The sequence below is a fragment of the Aliikangiella coralliicola genome, from assembly GCF_007004725.1.
GTDB lineage: Bacteria > Pseudomonadota > Gammaproteobacteria > Enterobacterales > Kangiellaceae > Aliikangiella > Aliikangiella coralliicola.
Genome location: NZ_ML660164.1, coordinates 534,828 through 560,039 on the forward strand (window position 1 = coordinate 534,828; position 25,212 = coordinate 560,039).

Genomic DNA, 25,212 nt, shown 5'->3' on the forward strand with positions numbered 1-25,212 from the left:
ATGGAAGTCAAAGATTTCTTGCGCACCGCGATTACTTTCCTTTTTGTTGCGGCTTGTCACTCATCTTTTGCAGCGCCCGCGGACCTCAGTGTCGATATAAGAGCCAATCACAAACTTACCGAGAGTGCCAGTCGGACCTCGTATACGCTCAGTCTGAATAATTGTCAGTCGCTGGTTAGAGCTGACTATCAATCTTCAGGTGAGGTAATTTCGCTTTCCTCAAAAGATCAGGTCGTTAATCAGGCTAGCACCGCCGGTTGCCAATTTCAGATAACAGACACTTCAGCTAACCGGTTTAATCCAGCGGTTACCTTTCATTTTAATGACGGCACCAGCGTTGTGCACAGCGAAGCTTTCGTTGTCGAGAAAAATTCCCCTGAAGTTGAACTTGTTAATGTAGGCGTCGAAACCTACCAGTCTAAACAGTTCCTGGTTGCTGAAATTTCGGCTGAAGATGATACCGACATTCGCCACGTGGGTTTTAAAGTTGTCGGAATCAGAGCATCGGACTTAAGACAGGTTGGCGGTGTTATTGAAAAAGCAACACCTTTGGCGTTTGCAAGTACCGAAAACACAGAATTAGTTTATCCGAGTGCTAATGGTCAGAAGCGTTTCAAGATTAGTATTCCAATAGACAACCAATTGAGCGCCGCTGCAATTGCTCGCGATGCCGTTGTTTTAGTCGACGCGTTTGCATTGGACCCGTTTGGTAATCAACGAACGATCTCCAAAATATCTTTTACCGGCGACAACATTTCCGAAAGTGCACTATCCCTGACTGCCAATCCATCCAATATTGTGTTTAGTAATGCCCTGGAAAAGGCAGCCATAGTACCAACTGTTGATTTTGAGTTTAGAGGTCCAACGCCGTTACCAGGCGGAGGAACCGGTGTGACTTACACTTCAAGTAATACTGAGTACGTTAAGGTCACACCCGCTGGTATCGTTTATCCGGTAAAAGAAACCGAAGGAATTGAAGTATTTATTGATGTTAACTATCCGGGATTAGATGTCGTTAAAATTCCGGTTGAGGTCAATTATAGTAAGAGCATTGTTGGGCTAGAGGTGAAAGATCAAGCCGCTGACACGCCTTTTGTCCTTTCTGAATTAAATTCATATTTTCCGTTACCGTCTGTTGTTGGTGTATTTGATGATGGCTCCAAGGCGGAAATAAGCACTCAACTCAATGTTAGTTATAGCCTTCCCGATATCGCCGGGGGCGTATTAGCACTGGCATCGGAAGCGTCTAACGCGAAGATTATTGCGAGCGCTGCGATACCCGAGTCGACCCCGATAAAACTAAAAATCGCATTGGCCAGTGCCTCGGCGATTTTCACTGAATTGCCGATTGTTGCCATCGACGCGATTCCATCAGTTGAAGTTAGTGTCCCTGCCAGAGTCTATGCGGGAGATGTACTGACGATCAAAGCAATCGTTAATGATGACGTGGGTATTAAGCAAGTGAGCTTTTTTGGCGACGGAACTAGCTTAGGCGTAGTCAAAAGCGAGCCTTATGAATTGCAGCTCAATATTACTGAAGCCATGTTGGGGAGTAACCTTAAGTTCAGTGCAGAGGTTACCGATACGCTTGGACAAACTAATCTTAGTAGTGAAGCCAGCGTATCCGTTGTTTCCGGCGCCAATCCGAATTTACCAGACTATAAATTTGAATTGCCGGTTGATAACCAGCGCTTTATCGAGAATAGCCCTATTACCTACCAGGTGTCTTACAATCTCGGTGATATGGAGAAACCGGAGCAGCTGGAAAGTGGTTCGGGCATCTCTTATGTTGAGTATTTTTGGGACGGTAAAAAGATTGGCGACAGCCTTTTTGCAGGATTTGAAGTCAGGGAAATCCCTCAGGCTGATGGTTCGATAAAGGAATTCCTGTATGAAATTTGGCCGTTAAATGGCACCACCAACAATATTTCACTGGATGAAACCTCTGCTGCCATCAGCGCCATAGTGCATGTTCCGGGCGCTAGCGAAAATGCGCCGGCCAGATTAATCAAGATCCTGAAAAATCAGCCGCCGACTACTAAAATCAGTTCGCCGACTTCCGGTTCATCGTCAACAGTGGGCAGAGACCTCAGAGTTTCGGTGATTGCCGCTGATGACACGCTGGCTGCGGGGACCGAAATTGAGCTGTTGGTCAATGGTTCGTCATTTCAGAAATTGACCTATCGCGATTCTGAAGAGCTTGCTAATGGTAGTTTTGGCTTTAGCAGCACTACACGTCACTTTAATCTGCCAATATTGCAAGAGCACTTAGGGGAAACGCTGGAGCTGAAAACCAGGGTTGTGGATTTTCATGGATTGGTGAGCTTGTCAGAGCCCGTCAGAATTCCAATTAAGGAAGATCAGGTTCCAACTGTCGGCATTAGCCATCCACTTGAGGGATCCAGTTGGGTCGCTGGTTTGCCAATTGAAATCAGGGCCGATGCCAGTGACGATATTTCCGTTGAAAAAGTTGATTTCTATATTAATGATCGCTTGATTGGTACTGACTACCGTAGACCTTATTCAGTCGTTTATGAAACAGAAGCGACCAACGAACAGGCACAATCTTTGGCGGTTTACGCGATTGCCACCGATGGAAAAAGCCAAAGTTCAAAAAGCCAAACCGTTAACATCACACTGGGTAACGATGAAGAGCGACCAGTGCTCAATATTGTCTCACCAGAGGTTTCCCATGTTTCTGGTAATTTAAATATTAGCCAGGTTGTAGAGCTAAATGACTTAGTGATTAAGGCTGCCGGTTATGACAATGTTGACGCGGTCAGAGCTGAGTTAACCGGGGTCAGAAAAGACGGTCCGACTTTTATTTTAACTGGAAATCCTGCAGATGTGATCTCGGGAAGCGACTTTCCTCTACAAAAAGTGCCCGGCGCGATTAATGCTTATTCTGCGCTACTCCTAGCCAAGGTTCCTGAATTCCTTAACCTGCCTGACGTGGAGTATGACAGCTATCCGATAACCATTACCGTTTATGATGATGCGGGCAATTTTAGTCAGGAACAAAGAATCATTGGCGTGATCGACGATCAAGCACCGGTGGTTGAAAGTGTATCCTTTGATCAGGAAAAATATTTTACCAGTGATATTGTTAAGTTAAACGTTCACGCTAAAGACGACCGAGGAGTCGCCTCGGTAACAGTGCGTTATTACTTGGGCAATAACGCCACGCCGCTAGCAACAGAAATTCGTTCAGACGCCAACGGTTTAATTGTTGCCAAAGATCAAAATGTGCAATTTGAATTAGATTTATCGGCACACCAACTCACCAATACAACTCAATCGCTAAGAGCGGTTGTGTCGGTCAGCGATAATCGAAATCAATCTTCTCCTGAAGAAGAGGGCACTGCGACTATTGCAGAAGATAGCGAAGCGCCGGTAGGTAGCTTATTAGAACCTGTTATCGGTAGTCGTTTGTATGGGGGAAGAACCTATGAGTTTAAGGTTTCCGCTCGTGATAATACTGGTATCGCCAGTGTAAAAGTGACCAATCAGAATAACGAATTATTGAACGTTGGGGCATCGGGGAAAAGCTACCAGGGAAGTTTCAATTACACGATTCCTGATGGCATTGATTCGTTGCAACTCGATCTCGCGCTAGTTGATGTTCACGGAAATGCTTCTTCATCAAGCTGGGAATATGACAGTTCACAGGAGCAACCGCCTGAGCTGGATATTAGAGCTCCGGCCAACGGAACCAAACTGATTGAAGGTGAATCTTTCACTTTGATTGTTTCGGCTGGCGATGATTCCGGATTAGCAGGAGTCAGTTTCTTTGTTAGTGACACGGCCATTGGAGAGCTTCAGCGTCACGATTTTTCTGTCTCCGAAATTCAGAAAGCCGTTGATCAAGGAACCTACTTGTCACATGCGTTGCGAGTTCCGACAAAAAGCCAGACCGGAGAAATAAAAATTGGCGCAACGGCGATTGATGATTCAGGACTGGAAACCACGCGATTTTTAGAAATTGAAATTCTTGACGATAGCGAAAAACCAGAAATCGTGATGCTTAACCCGGAAAAAGCAATTAGCTTGTTGCCGGGTCAGCGTTTGCTGGTGAAAGGTGAGTCAAGCGATAATATTTTTATCGATGAATTCATTCCTGTATTGAAAACTTCTGATGGCCAGATTATTCCACTAAATTGGGAAACCCTGGTGCGTGACGACCGGGTTGAATCGGTAACAATCCCCAATCCAATTACCATTGGAGAGGTTATTGTCGCGGAAAGATTTTATAGTGATTATCAAGGGAATATCGTATTACCGAAAAGCTTTATCGCCAATGCTGGTGAGGTCTATGATTTTTATGTTCAGGCGAAAGACAAAGGCGTTAATACTGGTGATTCTAATGCCGTTAAGCTAACGGTTTTGAGTGACACAGAAGAACCTCTGGTCAATTTCCGCGCACCGCTATCGGAAGAAGTTGAGCGACAGGAAGTGCCGATTGTCGTTGATGTTAGTGACAACCTGGAATTGACCAGCGTCAAAATCTTTTTACAAGGTGAGCCGAATACTTTGCTGATTGAGCAACTCGATATTGGCGCCGAGAGAATCACGATTGATAGTGAACAACTCAATCCAACAGTTAAACTCGATCTCAATCAGTTTTCGCCAATCCCCGATGCGGGCAAGGTAGTGACATTGATTGCTGAGGCTACCGATAGCTCTGGTAACCTCAAAGTTTATTCTCACAATATAAAAATTGTAAAAGACAAAGCTCCCACCATTAATCTGGTCGACATAGTTCCAGAAAATGAAATCACCAAAGGTAGTCTGGCATTCCAGACATTTGAGATTACTGATGATCTGGTACTTGATAACAGTCCGGTTAATTTTATGCCTTTGTACTCATCGTTTGATCTTTCCGATCAAAAAGCCATTAGAAATGCTAAATCAAAAATAAGCCCTGAAGATGCTTACAATGAGGACCGGTTTGTTTATGCAGAGTGGGCTTATCCAGAGGCGGGCGGTGCTGTTGGTAGTGTGCTCATCGATGATAAGCAACAACTTGAATTCATTAATGATACGCTCAAGATTTATCCTGCAAACCTGTCGAATATTGACGCTAGTTTAAAATTGGATTTTGGTACAGATGTCGTTACTCATTACCGAGTCAAAGCTTACGGCAATAATATTTGTACAGAGTTAATTTCAGAAACGCTGATTGACTCTCAACCAAGTATCACATTATCAGAGTTTTTCGGACCAGAAGTTGTGGTACTGGAGATTGAACCAGTCTTCTCCGGCGCGGGCAATTTACCAACCTTCTTAACGAAAATTCGAATTGATGCTGCGAATCAATCTGCCATCAATCGGTACACTTCAGCGAATAAGACACTCAATGTCGCTCAGTTCAAATATAGAATTACTTATCTGTTGAATGAAACTATTAACGGCGAATCTCGCACCGCATTTATCAGTAATGGCGTGATGAATGAATTGGTTGCGAACGACGGAAAATCGTTAGAACTCCCAATCGGTGGATTTACACCGATAGTCAGCCAGAATGATATTAACCAGCTCCATGTTTTTGGATTAGTCGCGGATCGATTTGCTCACGAAAGAGAAATTGTCGCGCTACAATCTTTAACCAGTCAAAATTTAATTGCTGATATTGAGCCGCCGGAATTAGTGGTGATTTCGCCACGATCCGATAGTAATGTGGTCGCCGGTCAGCGGATAAGTTTTGATTTAGATATTTCGGATAACACTTCCACGGTTGATAAAATCCAGCTGTTTTATGAAGGAAATCTTGTTAACGAAATCGGTGGTGTCTATAACCAGAATAGTTATCAGTTAAAGTTTGATCTGCCAAAAGATTTACGAGCCGGTGGAAGAGTTCAGTTTAATGTTGTTGTTACTGATCGAAGTAACAACAGCTCGAGCCAGTTGGTTGACTTACCGGTTGATAACAACGAAAAACCGGTGATCAATTTTGAACGGTTTGAATCACGTCGAGTCATCACTTCTCAAGAACGGCTCAATTATGGTGAGTTCTGGGTGAGAACCGGTAGCAACATTCAAATCGAAACTTTGCTGACTGATGACGCCGAATTAAAATCTTATAATATCTATCGCATGACACCGGCAGGTGAGCGCATTTCAGAATTTGCGAAACTTTACAACACGACTTGCCCGTCGGAACCGATTGTTAAAGAAAAAGAAATTGCCAGTTTTGTTTTTAACCAGGTAGAGCCAACGCGTTACCAGATGGAACTGATTGATAATACCGATCAGGTAACGGTCAGAGAAATTTTAGTTCATCCTGTTGATAATGTTCGACCTGGCATTCGAATTTCTGTTCCGGCTCACGATCACCAAATTGTTGCAGGCACATTTAATATTCAAGCGGCAGCGATGGCCGCGGATGACGCTAGTTTTGATTATGACAATGTCCAGTTCTTTATTAATGGTTTTGAAGTTCAAGCAACTCGAAACCCTGGCGCAGACACCGGCGGTGATGCTCAAGATAATGCCGCACTAGAGCGAATTTATGATGAGTTCGAAACCAACTATGGCGTCGACATTGCTAATGATTACGCCCAACCCAATAGCCCATATGTCAAAAAATTAAGCTGGATAATTCAGCTTCCGAGCACACTGATCAAAGCGGATGAACAAATCACATTGACGGTAAGACTTACTGATGTTGATAATGCAGTAGGCACCGATGAAATTAATGTGATTGGTGTACAGGATAATATCAAGCCTGAAGTCGCATTGATTAGTCCATTAATCGGTTTTGGCGCAGTTGAAGGTAGTGATTTCACTGCAGAGTTCCGTGCATTTGATAATGTGAAAGTTGAACAGTTAGAGCTTTACGTTGGATATGGATTAAAAGAAACTTCCAACCAATATCATCAGACAGACTATGGAACTCCGGTTCGTAGCATCACCAATATTCCGGCGCGTGATTTTGAAGCCGTGAGTACCGTTAATATCGATACGCCTTTATATCAGCAAATTATTAATGTGCCGAAATACGTTGATATTCCCAGCCTGTTTCCAAATGTCACTTTAACCGGTGAAGAGCAGTTCGATATCTGGATTAAATTAGTTGCGCGAGACGCTTCTGGTAATTCCAAAGAGTCACCAGTCAGCTTCCGAATTAATGTTGACCAAAGACCGGTGATCGATATTGTCAGTCCGGTCAATGGTGAGAAAGTGGTTGAGTCAACTTTGTTGCCAATCAATATTCAAGCCTTTGACGACGTGGGCATTCAGTCAGTTCGATTGATCGCCACACATGGCGCTCAAGGTACAGAAGTTACCAATCGTTTATTGCAAGCGCCACCTTATAATTTTGTTGTCAATGTTCCGGCATTTGACACAGTTGATCCTGCCAATAATGTACTTCATCTTTCTGTTGAGGCAATTGATACTTTTGGTGCAACTATTGGTGAATTAGATAAACACACCGCAACCGAGTCAATCAGTTTAACCATTGGAGAAGATGAAGCGCCGGTGGTGGTTATTGGATTGCCGCTCGATAATTCAGAACACATCGAGGGGGCAAAAGTTCTGGTGCAAGTCAATGCGACAGACGATGTCGGCATAGAGCATGTTGTATTAAGCGCCAGCGGTTTAGTTTCCGGCGAACGTTCGTATACAGACAACCGCGCACCTTACGAATTTTTACTCGATGTTCCTTATGGTCAGGCTGGAAGAGACATTCTTTTATCAGCGGTGGTTACCGAATCGAGACTTGCTGGCGACGCGCGAGAAGTGAGCACGATACAGCCAACAAGATTATTAATACTTGAAGATAAAGCTGCACCAGAAATTGTTCTCGATAAACCTGAGTCAACAGGCAGTGTTGTGGTTGAAAAGGGAACATTACCATTCCTGACCACTGTGACAGATAATGTTTCTGTTTCGAGGGTGACCGCACAGCTTTATGCAGATAAAAACCTGAATTGTGATCCTTCTAGTACTCAGGAATGTACTTTCACAGCGCAAGATATTGTCAGTACCGTCAATATGCTGTCACCGCCTTTTGCGGGAGCGATATCTGTTGGAACCATCGAAGAATATGTCAACGGTGATTCCACTAATGTTAGTCAGCTCGCAATGCTATTTAAGATTGAAGCATCAGATGGCGTTGGTAATGTTAGTCAGGTAAGTGTCCCTGTTACACTTCATCGCAATGCGAAACCTGAAGTTAATCTAATTCAGATCTTAAATAAGCAAGGTGAACTTTTAGGTAACATCACAGAGATTACTGAAGGTAGAGAATTTGTCGTCAATGTTATCGCCAGTGACCCCGAAGTAGGTGTGGATTCCGTTGAACTTTACCGTGCAATCAATCCAACTTCTGATGACGATTATGTAAAACTTGACGATGATGCCGCTGCGCCTTTTGAATTCCATACTGAAGCCACCAGGAAAGTAGGGGATATCATTAGCTTCAAAGCCATTGCGACAGATCTCGATGGTAATGAGTCTAATCTGTCGGCTGCGGTAGAGCTTAAAGTGACGGCTGACCTGCCACCCGAAGCGCGAATTGTAAAACCGACAAATGATGAGTCGGTGATTATTGACGGCCAGTCAATTGAAATTTTTGTTGAAGCCAAAGATGATCTGGGTGCCGATGGAATCGACCGAGTTGTATTTTATGTCAATGACAATCCGGTACAAACCGTCTACCAATCTTACGGAGGCGTGACTGGTAGTTTTGCTCAGGAACATATTTATCGAGCGGTTGTCGTTCCGCCGGAAGGTGTTGATGGTTTTGCACTTCAAGCCACAGCATTCGATGTGCTAGGCCATAGTACGCAAACACAGGTGGTGAAGGTTGGCCGAGTAGAGGACACAGTCAAGCCTAAATTGTCGGTACTTACGCCTTTCGATAAGAGCGTTGTTACCACAGGACAAACGCTTAAGAGTGTGGTGAGTGTTGAAGATATCGGTTCGGAAGCCGATCGTAAAATTAAACAGATCTGGACCCGCGAGTATCAGGATTTAGCAGGCAATTGGTTGACCTTGGCGCAACGGGAAATTGAATTATTCCGCGACGATGCACGAGTAGTTGGTGATGAGACGCCTGTTAGCGATCCTGACAACCATTATTATATTTATCTGGCTGAATTATCCGACGGCAATTTATTACGTCGGGGTGATGGAAATAACGAAAGACTTCGAGTGGTCACTCAAGTTGAAACGCCAAATCACCTGGCCGAAGAAGTGACAACTTATGAAGTGGGTTTACCGATAGCCGAGACTCGGTTCTTATTGCCAGAGAACCTGGAAGGTTTAGAGCCTCTCATTGCACAACGTGTATTAGAATCATCGAAATCAGTTTATTACACTGCGATAGAACAATACCAAAGTCAGCTGGGCCAAAGTCAACAGAAAGATGGTGCGATGGTTGCTGCCTGGTCAACGGTGTCACCGTTTACCAGTGAATTTGGCACCAGTGGTCTTGCGAGCTACTCCAGCCTCGGCGATAAAAATGCGGCATGGACCGGTATCTTTCTTGCCGATGCGGTTAATGAAAAAGAAAGCACCGTCGAAGGTGAGCGATTAATTTTCTCTGAACTATTAAACGGTGCAGCGGAAGTATTTAGAGGCACAATTACCGAGCTACATGCGGATGAAGCATTTGTGCTAGCCTCAAAAAGTGGCGAAATTGGTTGTCTGAAAAGTTGTGGTGGCCGCGAAGGATTCGTTAAGTCGGTCGAAAACGAAATCGCGAAATTTAGCGAAACTGGAAAGATTTACCCGAACAATACCCAAGGTGAATTGATACTCTTTAACACTCGAAATGGTGACGAGAATTTTGGTCTGCCTTATCTATATAAAGGTCGAGTCGATTTACCTTACAAAGATACTTATGGTTTGGATCGTCAAGATAATCTGGCGTTAGTCGCTAATGGTTATGGTGGTGTTCAAGCTATCGATATTAGTAATATTAGCGCGCCTTATCATGTTGGTTATATTAAACCGAATGGCTTTACTCGAGACGTAAAAATTAGCGGTGATTTTGCCTTTATCGCGGCATCCTATGAAGGCCTGGTGATCGCGGATTTAAGAGAGCCAAGCCTGCCAATCATTGCGAAACTTGATACTTCTGGGGTAGCGAATCGAATTAAAGTTGTCGGCGATAATGTGTACCTGACCAATATGTCGGGTGATACTGAAATTTCTCAGCTCGATGTGATCAATGTTGCCGATCCTTATAACCCTTACCTAATCCGTTCAATCGAGCTCAAAGCCGATCGTGAAGATTTAGTTTCTGATGGTGCTTACGACCTTGAAGTGGTTGGTAATCTTGCACTGGTAACGACCTATCATTCCGATCAAGAGGATAAACCAGCGACGGCAATGCTGGAGATTATTGATCTGGACAAAGCGAACAATGCAAACATTGACGCGACTGTACCAGTAGTGACTCACACAAATACAAGCGAAAATAGTCTTGGCAGTCGTGGCGTCATTGTGGCGAGAGGAAAGGTTCAGTTAGCTGGCGTGAATAGTGGAATCAATTCTGTTGAGCTACCGGCGTTAACCATTTTAGACCACACGCCATTCCGTGATGAAAGAGATATCAGTACCGATATCGAAAAAATCGTGGTTGAGCTTTCAGCGGTATTGCCGTCAACTTTACCGATTGAAAATTATGTGACCGTCAATAAGTCGGACCCACTGATTGGTGAAAATATTACCGATAACTTTACCATCGATTTTGCCACAAGAAACACTGAAAATGGTGAAGAGCCTCACTATCGAGTGATTGAAATTAAACGCAACGCAGAATTTACTTTCGAAAAAGCGGAAGACTATTACGTTACGATTAAGCAAGGTCTAAACCCATTAACTGGTTACGCGTTAGCTCAAGACTATACTTTTAAGTTCACAACATCAGTTGCTGATAACGCGCTAGCACCGGAGTTCTTCTCGGTAACGCCAAGTCAAGGAGACATTAACGGTGGCACTGAAATTGTGATCCGCGGCACCAACTTCGGCACTAAACCGGCAATTGAATTGGGTAACCAAAAACTGTTAGTCAGTAAAGTCGAAGCCGCTTCAGCAGAAGATCCTTATGAGAAAATTTTTGCGACAACAGTACCTAATTATGCTGGGCCGGCCGCAGTAAAAATTACCAATGATGCTGGTTTAACCGATACAGAGCTGGGTGTGTTTACCTATATCGATGAACTCCGTTTATCTTTTGTAACGCCGGCTATTGTTAGCGTCAATCAAGATGGCGTTGGTGATGTGGTCGATGTCATCGGCTATGGTTTTAACCATTCAATTGAGTTAACTGCATACATCAGCGGACAACCAGAAACGGCTAAAACAATAGTGACATCGGACACTGAGTTGACCTTGTATAGTAGCGAACGATTAAGCTGGACCGTGCCGACTTTTGGTCCGAGTTTCAGGGGCTTTGTTGATTTAGAAATTTCTGATGACCGTGGACGAAAAGCCATATTGCCACGAGCGTTATTTTACGGGCTACTAAAAACTGATCGTATTATTCAGACTGAAGCGCCGCTCAGTGAAAAACAAATTAATGATTTTAATAGCGGTAAAGAGACTTACATTCCTGACCCATCTAAGTTACCGCCGGGTGCCGTTGTTGATATTGCTTCTGATAGCGAGAACCAACTTGTCTACGTGTTAGGTAAAGGTGTTATCGGTAACTTTAACAAACCTGACAATTTGGTTGATGAAGATAAAGCCGAAGATTTGGTTCCACCGGGCTGGATATCTCTGATCCATTATGATCGAGAACAGTTAAGTACTACTGCTGCGCCGAAGCATGGTTTAGGTTATTTCAATTTACCTTATGACATGGTGCCGCAGAAAATGTATCTGGGCGAACAGCAGCTTTACGTTGCAGTAAAAGGGCATCACTTCCCGTTTATTAATACCCCGTATGAAGATCAATCTTTGTTATTGATTTATGACAAAGAAGATCGAGTACCCGACGATACAACTGATTCGGTTGATCGACAATTTATCCAGACTTTACCGTTACCATTTGTTCAACCGGTTAAGTTTATGAATGGCAAAGACAACCTGTTAGTGTTAGCCAACCGATTAGAAGGGATTGCAATTGTTGATGTTGTTAACAACGAAAGCACATCGGTCATTCGAGTGATTAAAAATGCAATTGTTAATGGCGTAGAAAGTGAACTAGAAATTGTTGATTTAGCGATTCAGGACAACAAACTAATTGTAGTGACTGATGTCACGCCACCTAAAGCTAAAAGGCGATCTTACGCTCGGGTTGAGTTCGACTTAAGTCAATCTGGCCTGCCGCAACTTGCGGCTCATGACAGTGAGGCCAGACTGAGCGTTCGTGATGCTCAGAGTATCGTTGAAGCGGGCGCCGAATCAGTTAAGTTGGTAGAGAATGCCAACGCGAATTACCCGAGAAAACTCGGTGAATATGTTGATAACGGATTTGCGGTGGCGACCAGCGAAAATGGCCAGAGAATTTCGGCAGTCGATTTTGCCAGCTCAGCCACTGTTGGGGTGGGTCACCATTCGATTTCGACGAAATCTGAATGTAAAAACTTTATTCCTTTTTATGACCTCAGTCGAGCCGATCAGATCGGTTTAATTGACGTGCTTAAATATGAAGACTGCCCTGACCAGAGTATTCCTGGTGCCGGCGCAATTGAAAAAGGTAAGCCGCAAGATTTACTGACCGATAATCGTCATATTAAAACCATTGTTACTGATGATGGTATCGCAATAAACACGATTCATTACAGTAGCAAAGGAACTAATAACGCTTCAATCAGTGAAGTAACGTTCATTGATTTTCTGACTTTAGATCTGGTCAGTAGTACACCTCATGATCAAGAAGTGGGTGTAGCGACGGACATTCAAATCAGCCTCAAGTTTAACCGCTCCATTGATATTCCTGCCGGTGAAACCGAGAGTGCGTTTTTGTCTAAATATCTTTCACTGCTATTGGATGATGGAACACCGCAAATGGTCGCCGTTGCGCATTCGGCTTCGATTGACGTCAACGACTCGACAATTATTAATGTGATCCCATCGGCAAATCTTGCTGCCGAATCTAATTATCAAATTCGTTTAACTAACGAAAGAGAAAGTCGACGCACTGTCGGTTTACTTGAAAAAACAATTCGCTTTAAAACTGCAAAGACTGCCGGTGATCCAATTGTTATCGGACAAGTTTCACCACGAACTGTTTCTGTACTTGGCGGACAATTATCGGTTGTTCTAGATAACGCTACCAATCCGTCGATAGAAATTGCCGGTGCGGCGACACAAATTACTGGTTCGGAAGTGATCGCTGGCAATAAAGTTGAGTATCAGTTGCAAGTTGGTAAAAACCTGGCTGGTCCTGCTGCTCTGACAGTGACCGATCAAAATGGATTTGTCGCAGAAAAACTCGGCGCAGTTATTTTTGTTGAACCGCTGAGCGTTAATAAAGTTGTACCTGCGCAAGGTAATATTAATGGCAAAACTAATGTAAAAATTTCCGGAACCGGTTTCCACGACGCTGGTTTCCAAAATACTGGGGCTGGTATTAATGTTTACTTCGGCGATGTGTTAGTGCCCAGCGGCGACGTCAAACTGGTTGATCCGAATAATATTGAAGTACTTACACCGGCAGGGCAGATCGGCTTTGTCGACGTAAAAATTGATTTTGGCGGTGGTCGTACTGCGATTTTGAATGATGGCTTTGAATATTTACAGGCCAGTCAATCGACCATTCAAGCCCAGGGCCGAATTTTTGATGCGACATTAGACCCTACCTTAACTTACTTATTTGCTGCGGCCGGTCAGTTTATCAATGTTTACGACATGGATGGTTCGCGCTACACCGGCGATAGTGATGATCCATTAAACGCCGATGATTTATTACTGAAAATTATCGATAAGAACGGTGATGGCATCGACGACAGATTGTTGGCTAAAGTCCCTGTTCCAGATGGACATATTGCTGTTGGTATTGATGGATATTTTGAGCGATTTAATGACCGAGTCTTCGTTTCTTTACTGCAGTTAGACGAAAACGGTGAGCCAATTGAAGGCTCCGGTAGCATCAGAATTATCTCATTCGATAGTGCAGATATTAGCAATACAACCTTGGTCAACGAACTTGATTTGCCAGGTAGTTTTGTTGGGCGACTGGACGTTGAAAATAATCGAGCGATTGTCGCAATGGGTGATGCCGGTCTGGGTATCGTAGATACTTTCCTACACACCAAAATGTATATTTCCCAGCAATTACAATTGCCGAATGGACATAGTGCATTGGACGTTGCAGTTATTCCATCAAAAGCGGGTGAAAGTAATCGCTATGCGGTTGCGGCGGGCGAGTTTAGTTTTGCCGATAACCAGATGGTTAACGAAAAAGAAGATAGTAGCGGCGCTATTTACATTGTAGAAAATAGCCCGGTCAATGGTTTGAACATTGTCAGTAAAATTGACGTACCTACCAGCAGGTTACAAGTTAGAGAGAATCGCTTGTTTGCTGCTTCGGGCGATAATGGCGCCATTTTGGTTGATATTACCGATAGCCAATCACCACAAATAATTAGTCGAGTCCGCAACGTGGGTCATGTTTATGATATCGACGTGATAGGTAATACCTTGTATCTCGCGCGAGGCAAGCAGGGACTTTACACTGTCGATGTCACTGACTTCAGTAAGCCGGTGGCAACCGCGGGAATGATAGCGAACGACGGTGTGCAGTTTGAAGTTGTGGTCGCCTCTAACTACGCTGCAATCGGCGGCGGTTTTGACACGATTTATGAAGGCGAACCACGTCACGTTATTCAGTTATTCCCCGATGTGGTACTTAAATTACATAGTGTTAATCCTGCCAATAAAGTGTTGGACAGAGATGCTAACGATGCGCTGAAACTCAGCTTGCATTTCAATAAAGCAATTGACATATGGCAGGATAATCTTAATCGTGTTCAGGTGAAAAATTCGCAGGGCATCGACTTGCCATTTGAGCTGCAGATAGTTGGTAATGATGTGATAGTTACCCTGGCTGACTCAGTCATAGATGATGGACTACTGACAACCGGTGATCGATTTGAAGTTATCGCAGAAGCCGGTATTGCTTCAGTAAAACCACTCACCGACAACACGCAAATCGTGTTATACAAACTGGCTAAAGATCAGTCTGTTGAGTTTATTTATCGCGGCAGCAACTACGATAAATTCTCTGTTATTGATGTTGTGCCCAGACGACTCAGAGTCAATCAGGCACACCCGATAACGGTATCTGCATTTGGGATCCCAACTGCGCTTGAAAATACGAAACTATTTGTAGGTAGTGTTGAACTTGCTATCGACAAAATTAACTTTAGCGATAGTAATTCTAGTGTTGGTATTATTGAAGCGACGGTTCCGGGAATTGCAGTGCCTGGTCAATATGATTTACACCTGTCCAGAAATGTTGACGGTGTGTGGGAATCAGCAACATTACGCGGCGCACTTCTTGTTGATGCTGCAGTGAAAGTCACCAAGCTGGAGCCTCAGTGGGGCCCTGTTACAGGTGGGTTTACCGTTGAAGTTACCGGCGAAGGATTTGAGCCGGGCAATACGGTTATTGATGGAATCAAAGTTCGAGTAGGCTCAATGCCGGTCCAGAATGTCGAGGTACTGTCTTCGACCAAAATGCGAGTCACAGTTCCTGCAGGAAGCTCAGGACTGCATGCGGTAGAAGTGACTAACCGTCATGGCGATAAAGCCAATTTATCGAAGCAGAATGGCGTTGGTTATGGATTAAAATTATTGACCACTAATAAGCCTTCGCTGGTATTCCCAACCGATATAGAAGTTGATCAAGAAACGGGGGTTGCTATTACCACCGGTGGTTATTTTAAAGACGGCTATTCGCTTCAGGTTTATCAGAATATGCCTTTCCCTGACTCAACTCGCGCCGCCAGTTTCGACGTCCAAGACCCATACAATTTATTGTTGGTTGGCGGAGAGTCTGCATTGCCGAGCGGTGAGAAAGCAGAAGACAGTCTTGGCGATCTGGTGTTGTTACTCAACTTAAGTGCTAAGAAAGAAACCAATATTATCGGCGAAGGTCCACCGTTAACAGCGGAAGAAGAAGAGCTACTTGAAAGTTTGTCAGGGCTCGAAGTACCACTCAGTTTAGACTCTATTCGTTTACAGAGCAAAGAAGAAACTGATGCAAACGGCACCCATAAAAGACTATTGGTGGCCAGTGGTAACGGCGGTGTCGCTCGTTTGAATCTGGATGAACAAAATGGCCTGAATCACTTAAACAGTTTATTTACTGGACAAGGCCAAACACTGAATATGTTTAGCGCGGGTAATAGCGTATTTGCCAATATTGCCCAGGGCAACTCGACCAAGCTAGGTGATGCCTGTTCCCATGCACCTGTGGCAGCAGAAAGCGGTGTATTGCGCGCAGGTAACTATGCCGTGCCATCGGATCCGGTAGAAATGCCAGTTAAGGGTATTGAAGGCGCTTATTCTTTACATTACTCAAATCAGTGGTTATTTAGTGGTGGTCGATACACCAACCATGCATGGCAACCGGACGGTTTGTGTTTGTTGTTTGAACCACTGACAGCTGACCGTGGTCGTGATATGGAGTTGGAAGAAGATCCAGAGTTCACCACAGTCACCGCAACTCATTTATTTGATCCAGAGTTGGAGCGCTATTACAACTTTGACAACAATGTCTTAGATATCAAATCTTACGGCGATTACGTTATCGTGGCGCTGGCCAAGTCTGGTGTGAATATTTTCCATCGTGATAACCCACTAGAAAAAGCCTCAATCGTTGTCGACGAAAAAGTTCAGAGTGTGCGCTCCCGTTCAGTTAGATTAAAAGTTATGGGAAGTACTTTGTTTATCGCTGGAGACAGTGGTGGATTACAAGTGTTCGACATATCCGAACCCCTGTCACCAAAATTAGTTTCGGCGGGTAACACCGAAAACGTCGAAGCACTGGATTACTATAAAGATCGATTAATTGTTGCTGGAGGAAGTAGCGGGCTAGCAGTGTTGCAATTGCCTGCAGCGTTTGTTGTTGACAGTTCAGTTGAAGAAAATGCAGTTGTTGCCGTCTCCAAACCTGTGTCCATTCGATTTAACGAATTTGTCGACGTTGCAGCACTAACAGAACTAAATGGCATTCAAGTTTACAATGAATCGACCGGCGCTGTTGTTGCCCATACCGTAACGGCAATCGATCCAAGCGAAGGCGCGGCGCAAGAATTTACCATTGATTTTGCTAAATCTGGCGGAACCCAATATCGTGTTGAAGTGGTTGATGCAAGAAACTTGAAAGGCGCTGGATTATGGACAAAATTCGCTAGACATTTCACCACATCAAGTTCTAATTTCGACCAGCCGAAGATTACTTCGGTAGAGAGCGGGGCGTATCATCAGAGCCAATCGAAAACAATTCGAGTACTCGGTCAAAATTTTGCTGCAGAAGCGGTCGCTTTTGTTGATCAATATCCGTTGCCGATAACCTGGGTTGATGCCAATACCATCGAGGTTGATTCTTCGACCTTAGATTTACTACCCCTTGCGGCGGGCCAACATCATTTGATGATTCGTCAAGGCGATCTTCAAGCAGAATTCCTCGGTGCTTTCGTAAAAGGCGATGAACTTGCTGATGCGACCTTTACCTTGAGTAAAGAGTCGGGTCCGGTTAAAGGCGGAGCGCGAGTTAATATTCAGTCTAATAAAAAAGTCATTCTGCCGGGCACAAAAGTGTTGTTACGTTCGCAAACTAATGACGAAATAATGACTGAGAAAACTGAGGAAGGCGAGTTCATCACCAATTTATTTGATGATGTTCAAACACTGGATAAGTTTAACTTTAGAATTCCAGGCGTCATTGAACCTGGCTTGTATGATGTATATCTGATTATTAATGGCGAAGAAATTTTAGCAGGACAATACTCTTATACGTTAGCGCAAGGCCGACGTTCAGATTTACCGAATTATCCACCAATGGTTATTGGCGATACGGTTAGCCGTGCTGACTCTACTTTATTTGTGGGCGTTAAAGCTGGCGCAAAACCAACTGCGACCAACCGTTTCTTAATGGAAAGCGGTTTAGAAATTTATGATACAACCATCTGGGAATACGCGGTTCGTCAATCGCAATTAAGAACCGAAGAGCCAGTGACCGGATTAAGTTTGGTCGATGACATTTTATATATGGCCAACGGGAAAGACGGCATTGCTGTTGTTGATGTCAAAAATCGAAATACGCCTTACATTGTTAACCAGATTGCCGTTTCGGGTTATCAGGCAAACGATGTTGATTCTCAAATCCACCAAGGTATTTTAGCCGTAGCAGCCAGTTCGGATCTTGGCGACGGTTTCGTTCGGTTCTTCAACTTGTTTGACGATGAATTAGCGCAACCTGTTGGCTACTCGACCATCGTATTTAATGAAGGCGATTTACTTGGTCAACCAATCAAGTTGCAGTGGTGGGACAATAAACTTTACGTTCTATTTAACCGCGATGGACAGCTTTACCTGGCGATATTTGATCGCTTTGGCACGCAGCTGAACTATACGGTTCAAAAAATTGATCGAGGACAACTCGAAGGTTCGTTAACGGATGCCGATCTGTTAGTTCAACACGGCGTGATATCAATTACCACCGGTGCAGAATATCTATCGCTGGAACAAACCGATACAGGCCATTATGAAACTGTTTATTGGCAGGCATTAGAGTCGCAATCCTCAGGAATTTTCTCCAGTGAAGGCGGAATATTTATCAGCGGTTCTACCGGATTAACCAATATACCTTCGACCAGCTTAGCGGTCAGCGGTGTGACTCCAGCTAATGGTAGTTTGATTACGCTAGATGAAACGATTTCGGTTTACTTTAATAAACTGATTAATACTGACGAGGCAGTGATATCCACTGCGGTAGAAATTTTTGATAATGACAATAACGTTATTGATCCTGCGAATTATTCGTTAGTTGCGGAAAACACGATTTCAGGCGCAATTCTTGACATAAACTTTAATCAGAACGCGACGATTCCATCAGGTAATATTCGCATTACCGTCAGCGATGCGATCAGGGCATTGAACGGGGCGGCGCATTTAATATCTCCGATAGAACTCAATTACCAATTACAAGCTGGTGTACGTCCGCTGGTGTCTGGCGTTGTCAGACAACAAGCAGGGCAGAGTATTGAAAATAGTAATCACTACTTCCACGCCAATGGTGAAGAAGTTGCGATTATTAGCGGTGAAAACTTCGCTGATAATTCAGGTAATGATTCAGGTAATAATGGAACGGACATTTCGATCAGCATCGGGGAATTATCCTTAAGTGAATCCGATATTGTCTCAGTGTCGTCGAACCAAATTGTGTTTAATTTCCCACAATTATTTATTGGAATCGATACCGCTGCTTTACCGGTCACTGTGACTCGTGCTGGTATTTCAGACACCTTATTCGGCGCAGTGGTTGTGTTACCCGAGGTTATTCTGGAAGACATCAACCCGCTAACTGGTCCACCGCAAGGCGGCAATATCATTGATGTTTATGGTGCTGGGTTTACGCCTGATACCAGGATCAGTTTCAACGGCAACCTGGCGAATGAACAACAATTAATTTCCGGTCATCATATTCGATTGAAAGCACCAGCGGGCGAGTTTGGGTTTGCTGAAGTTTCTGCGAGCAACCCACAATTCCCTGGCGAAGTGAATGTTTTAGCGAGCGAATATTTCTACACTGGGCAAGAAACCGGGTCAGTTAATCTTTCTGACAAAGAACAAAGTCCGGTTACTGCAATTGCGCGAAATGGGCAACTACTTTATGCCGTCACCGGTGGTGGTTATGAAGTCTATGATGTGAATGGAACGGTGACCGCGAATCCGCAAACGACGAGTGCGCAGTTAGTTGTTGTGGATATTTCTGATCCTGTTAACCCGAATGTGATAGAAAAAGAATTTTCTAACCAGTTATATCCGTATCACTACAAGCAGGCGATTGCACCAAGTGGATTTAACGATATTGCGATAGAGAGAAACAACCTCTTTGCCATTGGCGGTCAGAAGTTATTACACTTCGATATCACGCTTGCCAGCGATCCTTTCTTGTTGGAAGACTTTTCAAACACTGAAAATAATCATGCGCTAGCGGTTGATGATAACCTGGTTTATTTAAGCCAAGATTCCGGTATCAGAATTTTGCAACGAACCGCTCAAGGCCTTAAGCAGCTGGATACGATTGAACGAAGCGTCATCGGTGGAACTGCGAGCAAGCTTGTGATCAAAGATGACGTGTTATGGGCGATAGTCCCATCACGCCGAAAAGTGATTGCCATTGAGTTAGCTAGCGGTGATTATGAAATAATCAGAAATGCTTCGCTGAGAAATGATGCTGGACACCGCATTGTTGCCTCCGACATTCTTGTGCGCAATAACTTACTGTTTGCGTCCACTGGAGAGCAGGCGACAGTCGAGCTATTCAGCCTTGACTCTGAGACTTCAATTGATCATTTAGCCTCACTGAATTTGTCTTACCTGTTGCGTAACGGCAATTTAAATGCCGGTCAAATCATGATCCATGGACAAACGCTTTATGTTGCCTCAGGTCATGGTGATTTACAGCTGTTTGATATTTCGCCCTGGTTCGACAACCGCTATCGATCTCAAATTCAATTACAACATTACTTCTCAGTCATGGGCGCAGCTAACACTATGGCCTTTGCAAGTGATGCTGTTTATGTCGGCACCTCGTTTGCTTATGATTCACAAGGTGAAGCGATTGAAAGCCCGGTCGCTGTCGGCGAAAAAATTAACCATCTTGGTGGTGGATTAAATACCATTGTCAATGATTTGTTATTAGTGACAGAACAGATCCCAACTTCAGATGGCGTATTAGCGAAAACTCAGTCGATCGAACTACAACTGAACCAAATTGTTGATAATGTTCAGTTCGCAGAGCTAGCGGAGCAGTTATTAGAGGTTACCCTTGACGGTGCTAAAGTGGCAGGATTTGTTTCTCGCGAAACCAATATTGAAGGTTCGAGATTATTCTTTAGACCGGCTTCGTCACTCCAGGTTGGCAAACGATATCGAGTCAAATTGTCCGGTGCCTTAAGAAGCATTAACGGTGAATCTCTGGCTGACGATTATTCATTCCGCTTTGTGGTTTCTGAAAATGAGTCTCCAACTATCGGCCAGTTAATACCCGATTCCGGCTCATGGAGAGGTGGAAACCAACTCACAATTACCGGTAAGGGATTCTCAGGTGAAACTGAAGTTGAGTTGGGCGGAGTGCTAATAGAGCAGTCAGAAGTTCAAGTGGTTAGCGATACTCAATTAGAAGTCACTGTGCCTGCCTTGTCGAATTCTCCCGCAGAAAACAAGCTAGTGGGGCTGAAAGTCTTCAACGGGCGCCAACAGGATTTCATGGCGGCCAGTTACACTTACGTTGCTGATCCAAGAATTGACGCCATTGGATATTACGATCCGAATAGTGAAAGTTTTAATCCTGACAAACAGAAATTCCTGTTTAACAGCGGCGATTATTTTGCCATTGAAGGTGCCGGATTAAACGTCTTTACCAACATTCTAATTAATGGACAGCAAGCACGCGGTGTTGAACAGATTAATGATCGTATGTTAGCGATGCCTGTACCGGAAAACACCATCGGTGAGTTACTGGTTGAAGTGTTCAATGAGCAATCTGAAATCGATAAAACGACTAACAATGCAATGTCTGTCGAGTTCGATGTTACTGCTCAATTACAAAACATTAATCATTACGCTCGCTATCAAGATTTCATTGTTGTTAATCATAAACAACGGATTGAACTGATGGCGACTAACGGTAGCAGTATTCCGTCAAGTCTCTCTTTTGTGCCATTTACGCAAAGCGTTAAAACACTGGCAATTCATGAAGGTTTTATCGTTGTGCTCGACACTCAAAACCGAGTGACTTTTATCGATTATCGTAATCCTTATCAATTGAATATTGTTAATCGATTGTTTAACAGCGCCGATCGAAAATACGAAAGCCTGTCCGTTTTCGGCAATAACATTTTGCTAACAGATGAAACAAGAGTCTTTATTGGAAACGTCAACAGTGCTGATTTACAAGTTGTTGAAACCGATACTATCGGTGCGTTAATCGATGATAACTTAATCTACCTGTTGTATAGCGATCGCGTTGAAGTTCGCTCCTTGTTTGCGCCAGATAATATTGTAGCAAGCGCTAATGTGTTGTTAAGCGGCGTTAAAGGAATGCAAATTTCTGGACAAAGACTCTTAACCTGGAGCCAGTCGCAAGTTCAGCTATTTAATCTTGCAAGAGTACGTGCTGGCAATCAAATAACAGACATGGGAATTGATACGATTTCCTCGTTTGACGCAATTAGTTTAAATGGCGAATTGGCCGTTGCTACCAACAGTCAAGGTGTAACGATTTATGATGTTGATAGTTCTGAAAATAGTCCTGTCGATGGTATTGAACTCAATGTTGTCGCCAAGTTAAATGATGAACAGTTAACAGCGTCGACAATTATTCAGTTGAACTTTGATGGTCAACTGATTGAGTGGCTATCTGACAAAACTTATTTCAATAGTGAAATTCCACTCGTCAATATTCGCGGGTTAAATCCAATTGCTATCGGTAATGAAACTGAACTGCTGAGTTTAGCTGTTTCAGGTGATTCGTTCGCAGAGGATGTTTGGGGTTCCGTTAATATCGATGTGCGGGCGACCTCGTCAGGATTGGTTCAACCAGGTTACACCCAATACATCGGTGACCAACTGAAGTTCCAAATAAGCGGTGATAACTATCAACTGGGCGAAACCTACTCAGTTGAATTATTCAATCAGCCGAGACAATTGATCCAGGGCGGAGAAATTAACCTGGATTTACCTTGGACCATCGACACCTATAGTCTGTTTGGTATTCAACCTTATTCGGTGGATAGTTTAAGTCCGGCTAATACGATTTCAGATCGGTCGACAGAGTATACGTTGTCGGGTCAACATTTAGACTTGATTGATACGTTAAAAATTGCAGGCTTGGAGCTTAGTCGAACCGATTTCACTGTCAATGAAAATGCGACTCAGCTGACATTTACAATCACTATTGCTCAACCTGGAATTTATAATCTTGTTGCCAGCCAACAAAACGATGAAAGAATTCTGGCTTCGGCGTTGTTGGTGGCGCAAGCATTGCAAATTGATAAGGTAACCACGGACAATCCATTAAATGCGACTGATGCTCAAAACACGCAATTTATCAGTGATGTGAGCGGTAATAATGTCACTATTGAAGGCGCTGGATTTGAAGGTAAATTGCAATTACATCTGGTGGAAAATTCTGACGGATTTGAATCAGATGCTAGTAACCTGGTAGACATAGAAAATATCAGTAACGGTCAAATCACTTTTGTTTCGCCAAACAGCAAACCGGGCAAACAGTATCGGGTTATTCTTGTTAGAGAAGCGACGGCTGAAATCATTGAAGCGCAACAAAAATTAACATCAGTTGATGATACGCGCCCATTAGCCATTGATGTTGAGCCATTAGGTTACGTTGCGCCGCTAGAAATCCTATTGAATGAAACGGCGAAGGCGACAAGCTTCACTGTGACCAAGCAATTCAAAGATTATTCTGCAAATGGCGATATTGATATTTCTAACCGTTTTGCGTTGACCAGTTTTGAGAAAACTGTGAGCTTAGCATTGCTGCCGGGTCAACAACTTGAACCGAACGCCAGCTACCTTGTTCAGGTAAATGGAATCGCAGATTCCGCAGACAACCAGGTGCAAGATGATTCAAGTTTCGGTATTTCAGCTGGCTCCTATTCTGGAACATTTGTTGCGAGCGATAGATTAGCGCCACGAGAATTAGATTTGATTCGTCTTGCTGATGGAGCGAGTGTTAACCCGGGACTTCAACTAACACGAGGCCGAAGTTATCAATTTGAAGCACGTTCACAAGACAACTATGCTGCGAAAATTAGTTATGAATTGCGATTATCAATTGACGGTGGCGTGACTTTTGGACCGGTCCAAAAACTTGGCTCCAATAATCAATTCTCTGTCGACGTCGCGGAACATTATCAAAACTTGGCGTTTAAACTAACCGCCCGTGATGCAGCCGGCAATTTTGTCAATGGTACCTTTAACATTTCGGTGGTCGATCCTGAAATCAATGTTTCGCCGGTTTACACATCTCCTGACAAAGTCGAAGAAAATTCACGCGCCGATATCTTGTTTGATATTGGCGGTGACGCTGATTTAGTCACTGACGTTGATATGATTGTTCAAGGAAGAGGCTATCATGCTAGTTACAGTCTTGACCCTCACAATCCGGACTTGCCTGGTTCTGGTGCGATTTCCGGCACAGCGTTGTTGTCATACTTGAATCCAAAACTTTCGGATATTGCACCACTGGATCGCATTGGTGTGAAACTGAAAGTTCGTTTCGGTTATACCGGTTATCTTGAAATTGACGATTCTTACTTGCTGAATTTGGACGCGACGGATCCGACCATTTCGATTGTGTCGCCGCTCGATGGTGACCGTGTACCATTGAACGAAGTGACTGATGTATTAATTCAAGCGTTTGATAAGTTCGGTATCGAAACCGTTGAAGTTTCTCAGAATGGCGGCGCCTGGACTTCATTACCAGTGATTAATCGTTACCCATTAACACCAGTATCAACTGATCCGATAACTATCCAGGCAAGAGCCACTGATCCAAATGGTAATGTGGGTCATTCACAAGTGATTACATTGCAACCATTTGATGCGACTTTAGGTGAACCGAGAATTGAAATTACCAGTCCAGTCAATGGCGCGGAATTAAGAGAAGGGCAGGATATAACCCTTGAGTTGTTATTGAGCAATGTGACTGATGCTAATCTCCATTTTGATGTTGGAGGTAACGAAAGTGACCCGAGAAATCCTCAAGTGATTGCCGTTTCTCGTGGCGAAGATGATCCTGAGCGGGTTGAAGTTTCCACAAGTGTTCCATTAACCGATGAAAATGTTGTGGTGATTTTGCGACTAGAAGCAGGCGGCCTTAAATCTCGCCGTTTTGTTAATGTCATCCGAGACAGTGGAATTGAACAAAGTGCACAAGTGACCCTGTTACCTGAGGCTAACGTGTTAGGTGGAACAGGGATCAGAGTGGTTGGCCAGATTCCTGAAGAGATGCCAGATTTCAATGAGGAATCTTCAATTGAAATTATCGATCCAGAA

The 25,212-nt window shown here is 43.8% G+C and carries 1 protein-coding gene (cut by a window edge); it reads left to right on the forward strand.

The window, feature by feature from the left end:
- Positions 1-25,212, forward strand: partial view of an Ig-like domain-containing protein gene (locus tag FLL46_RS13430; protein WP_142894168.1) — the 5' portion only. 13,845 nt of this gene lie beyond the right edge of the window; 25,212 of the gene's 39,057 nt are visible here — the first part of the coding sequence; it begins with the start codon at positions 1-3; the stop codon falls past the right edge of the window.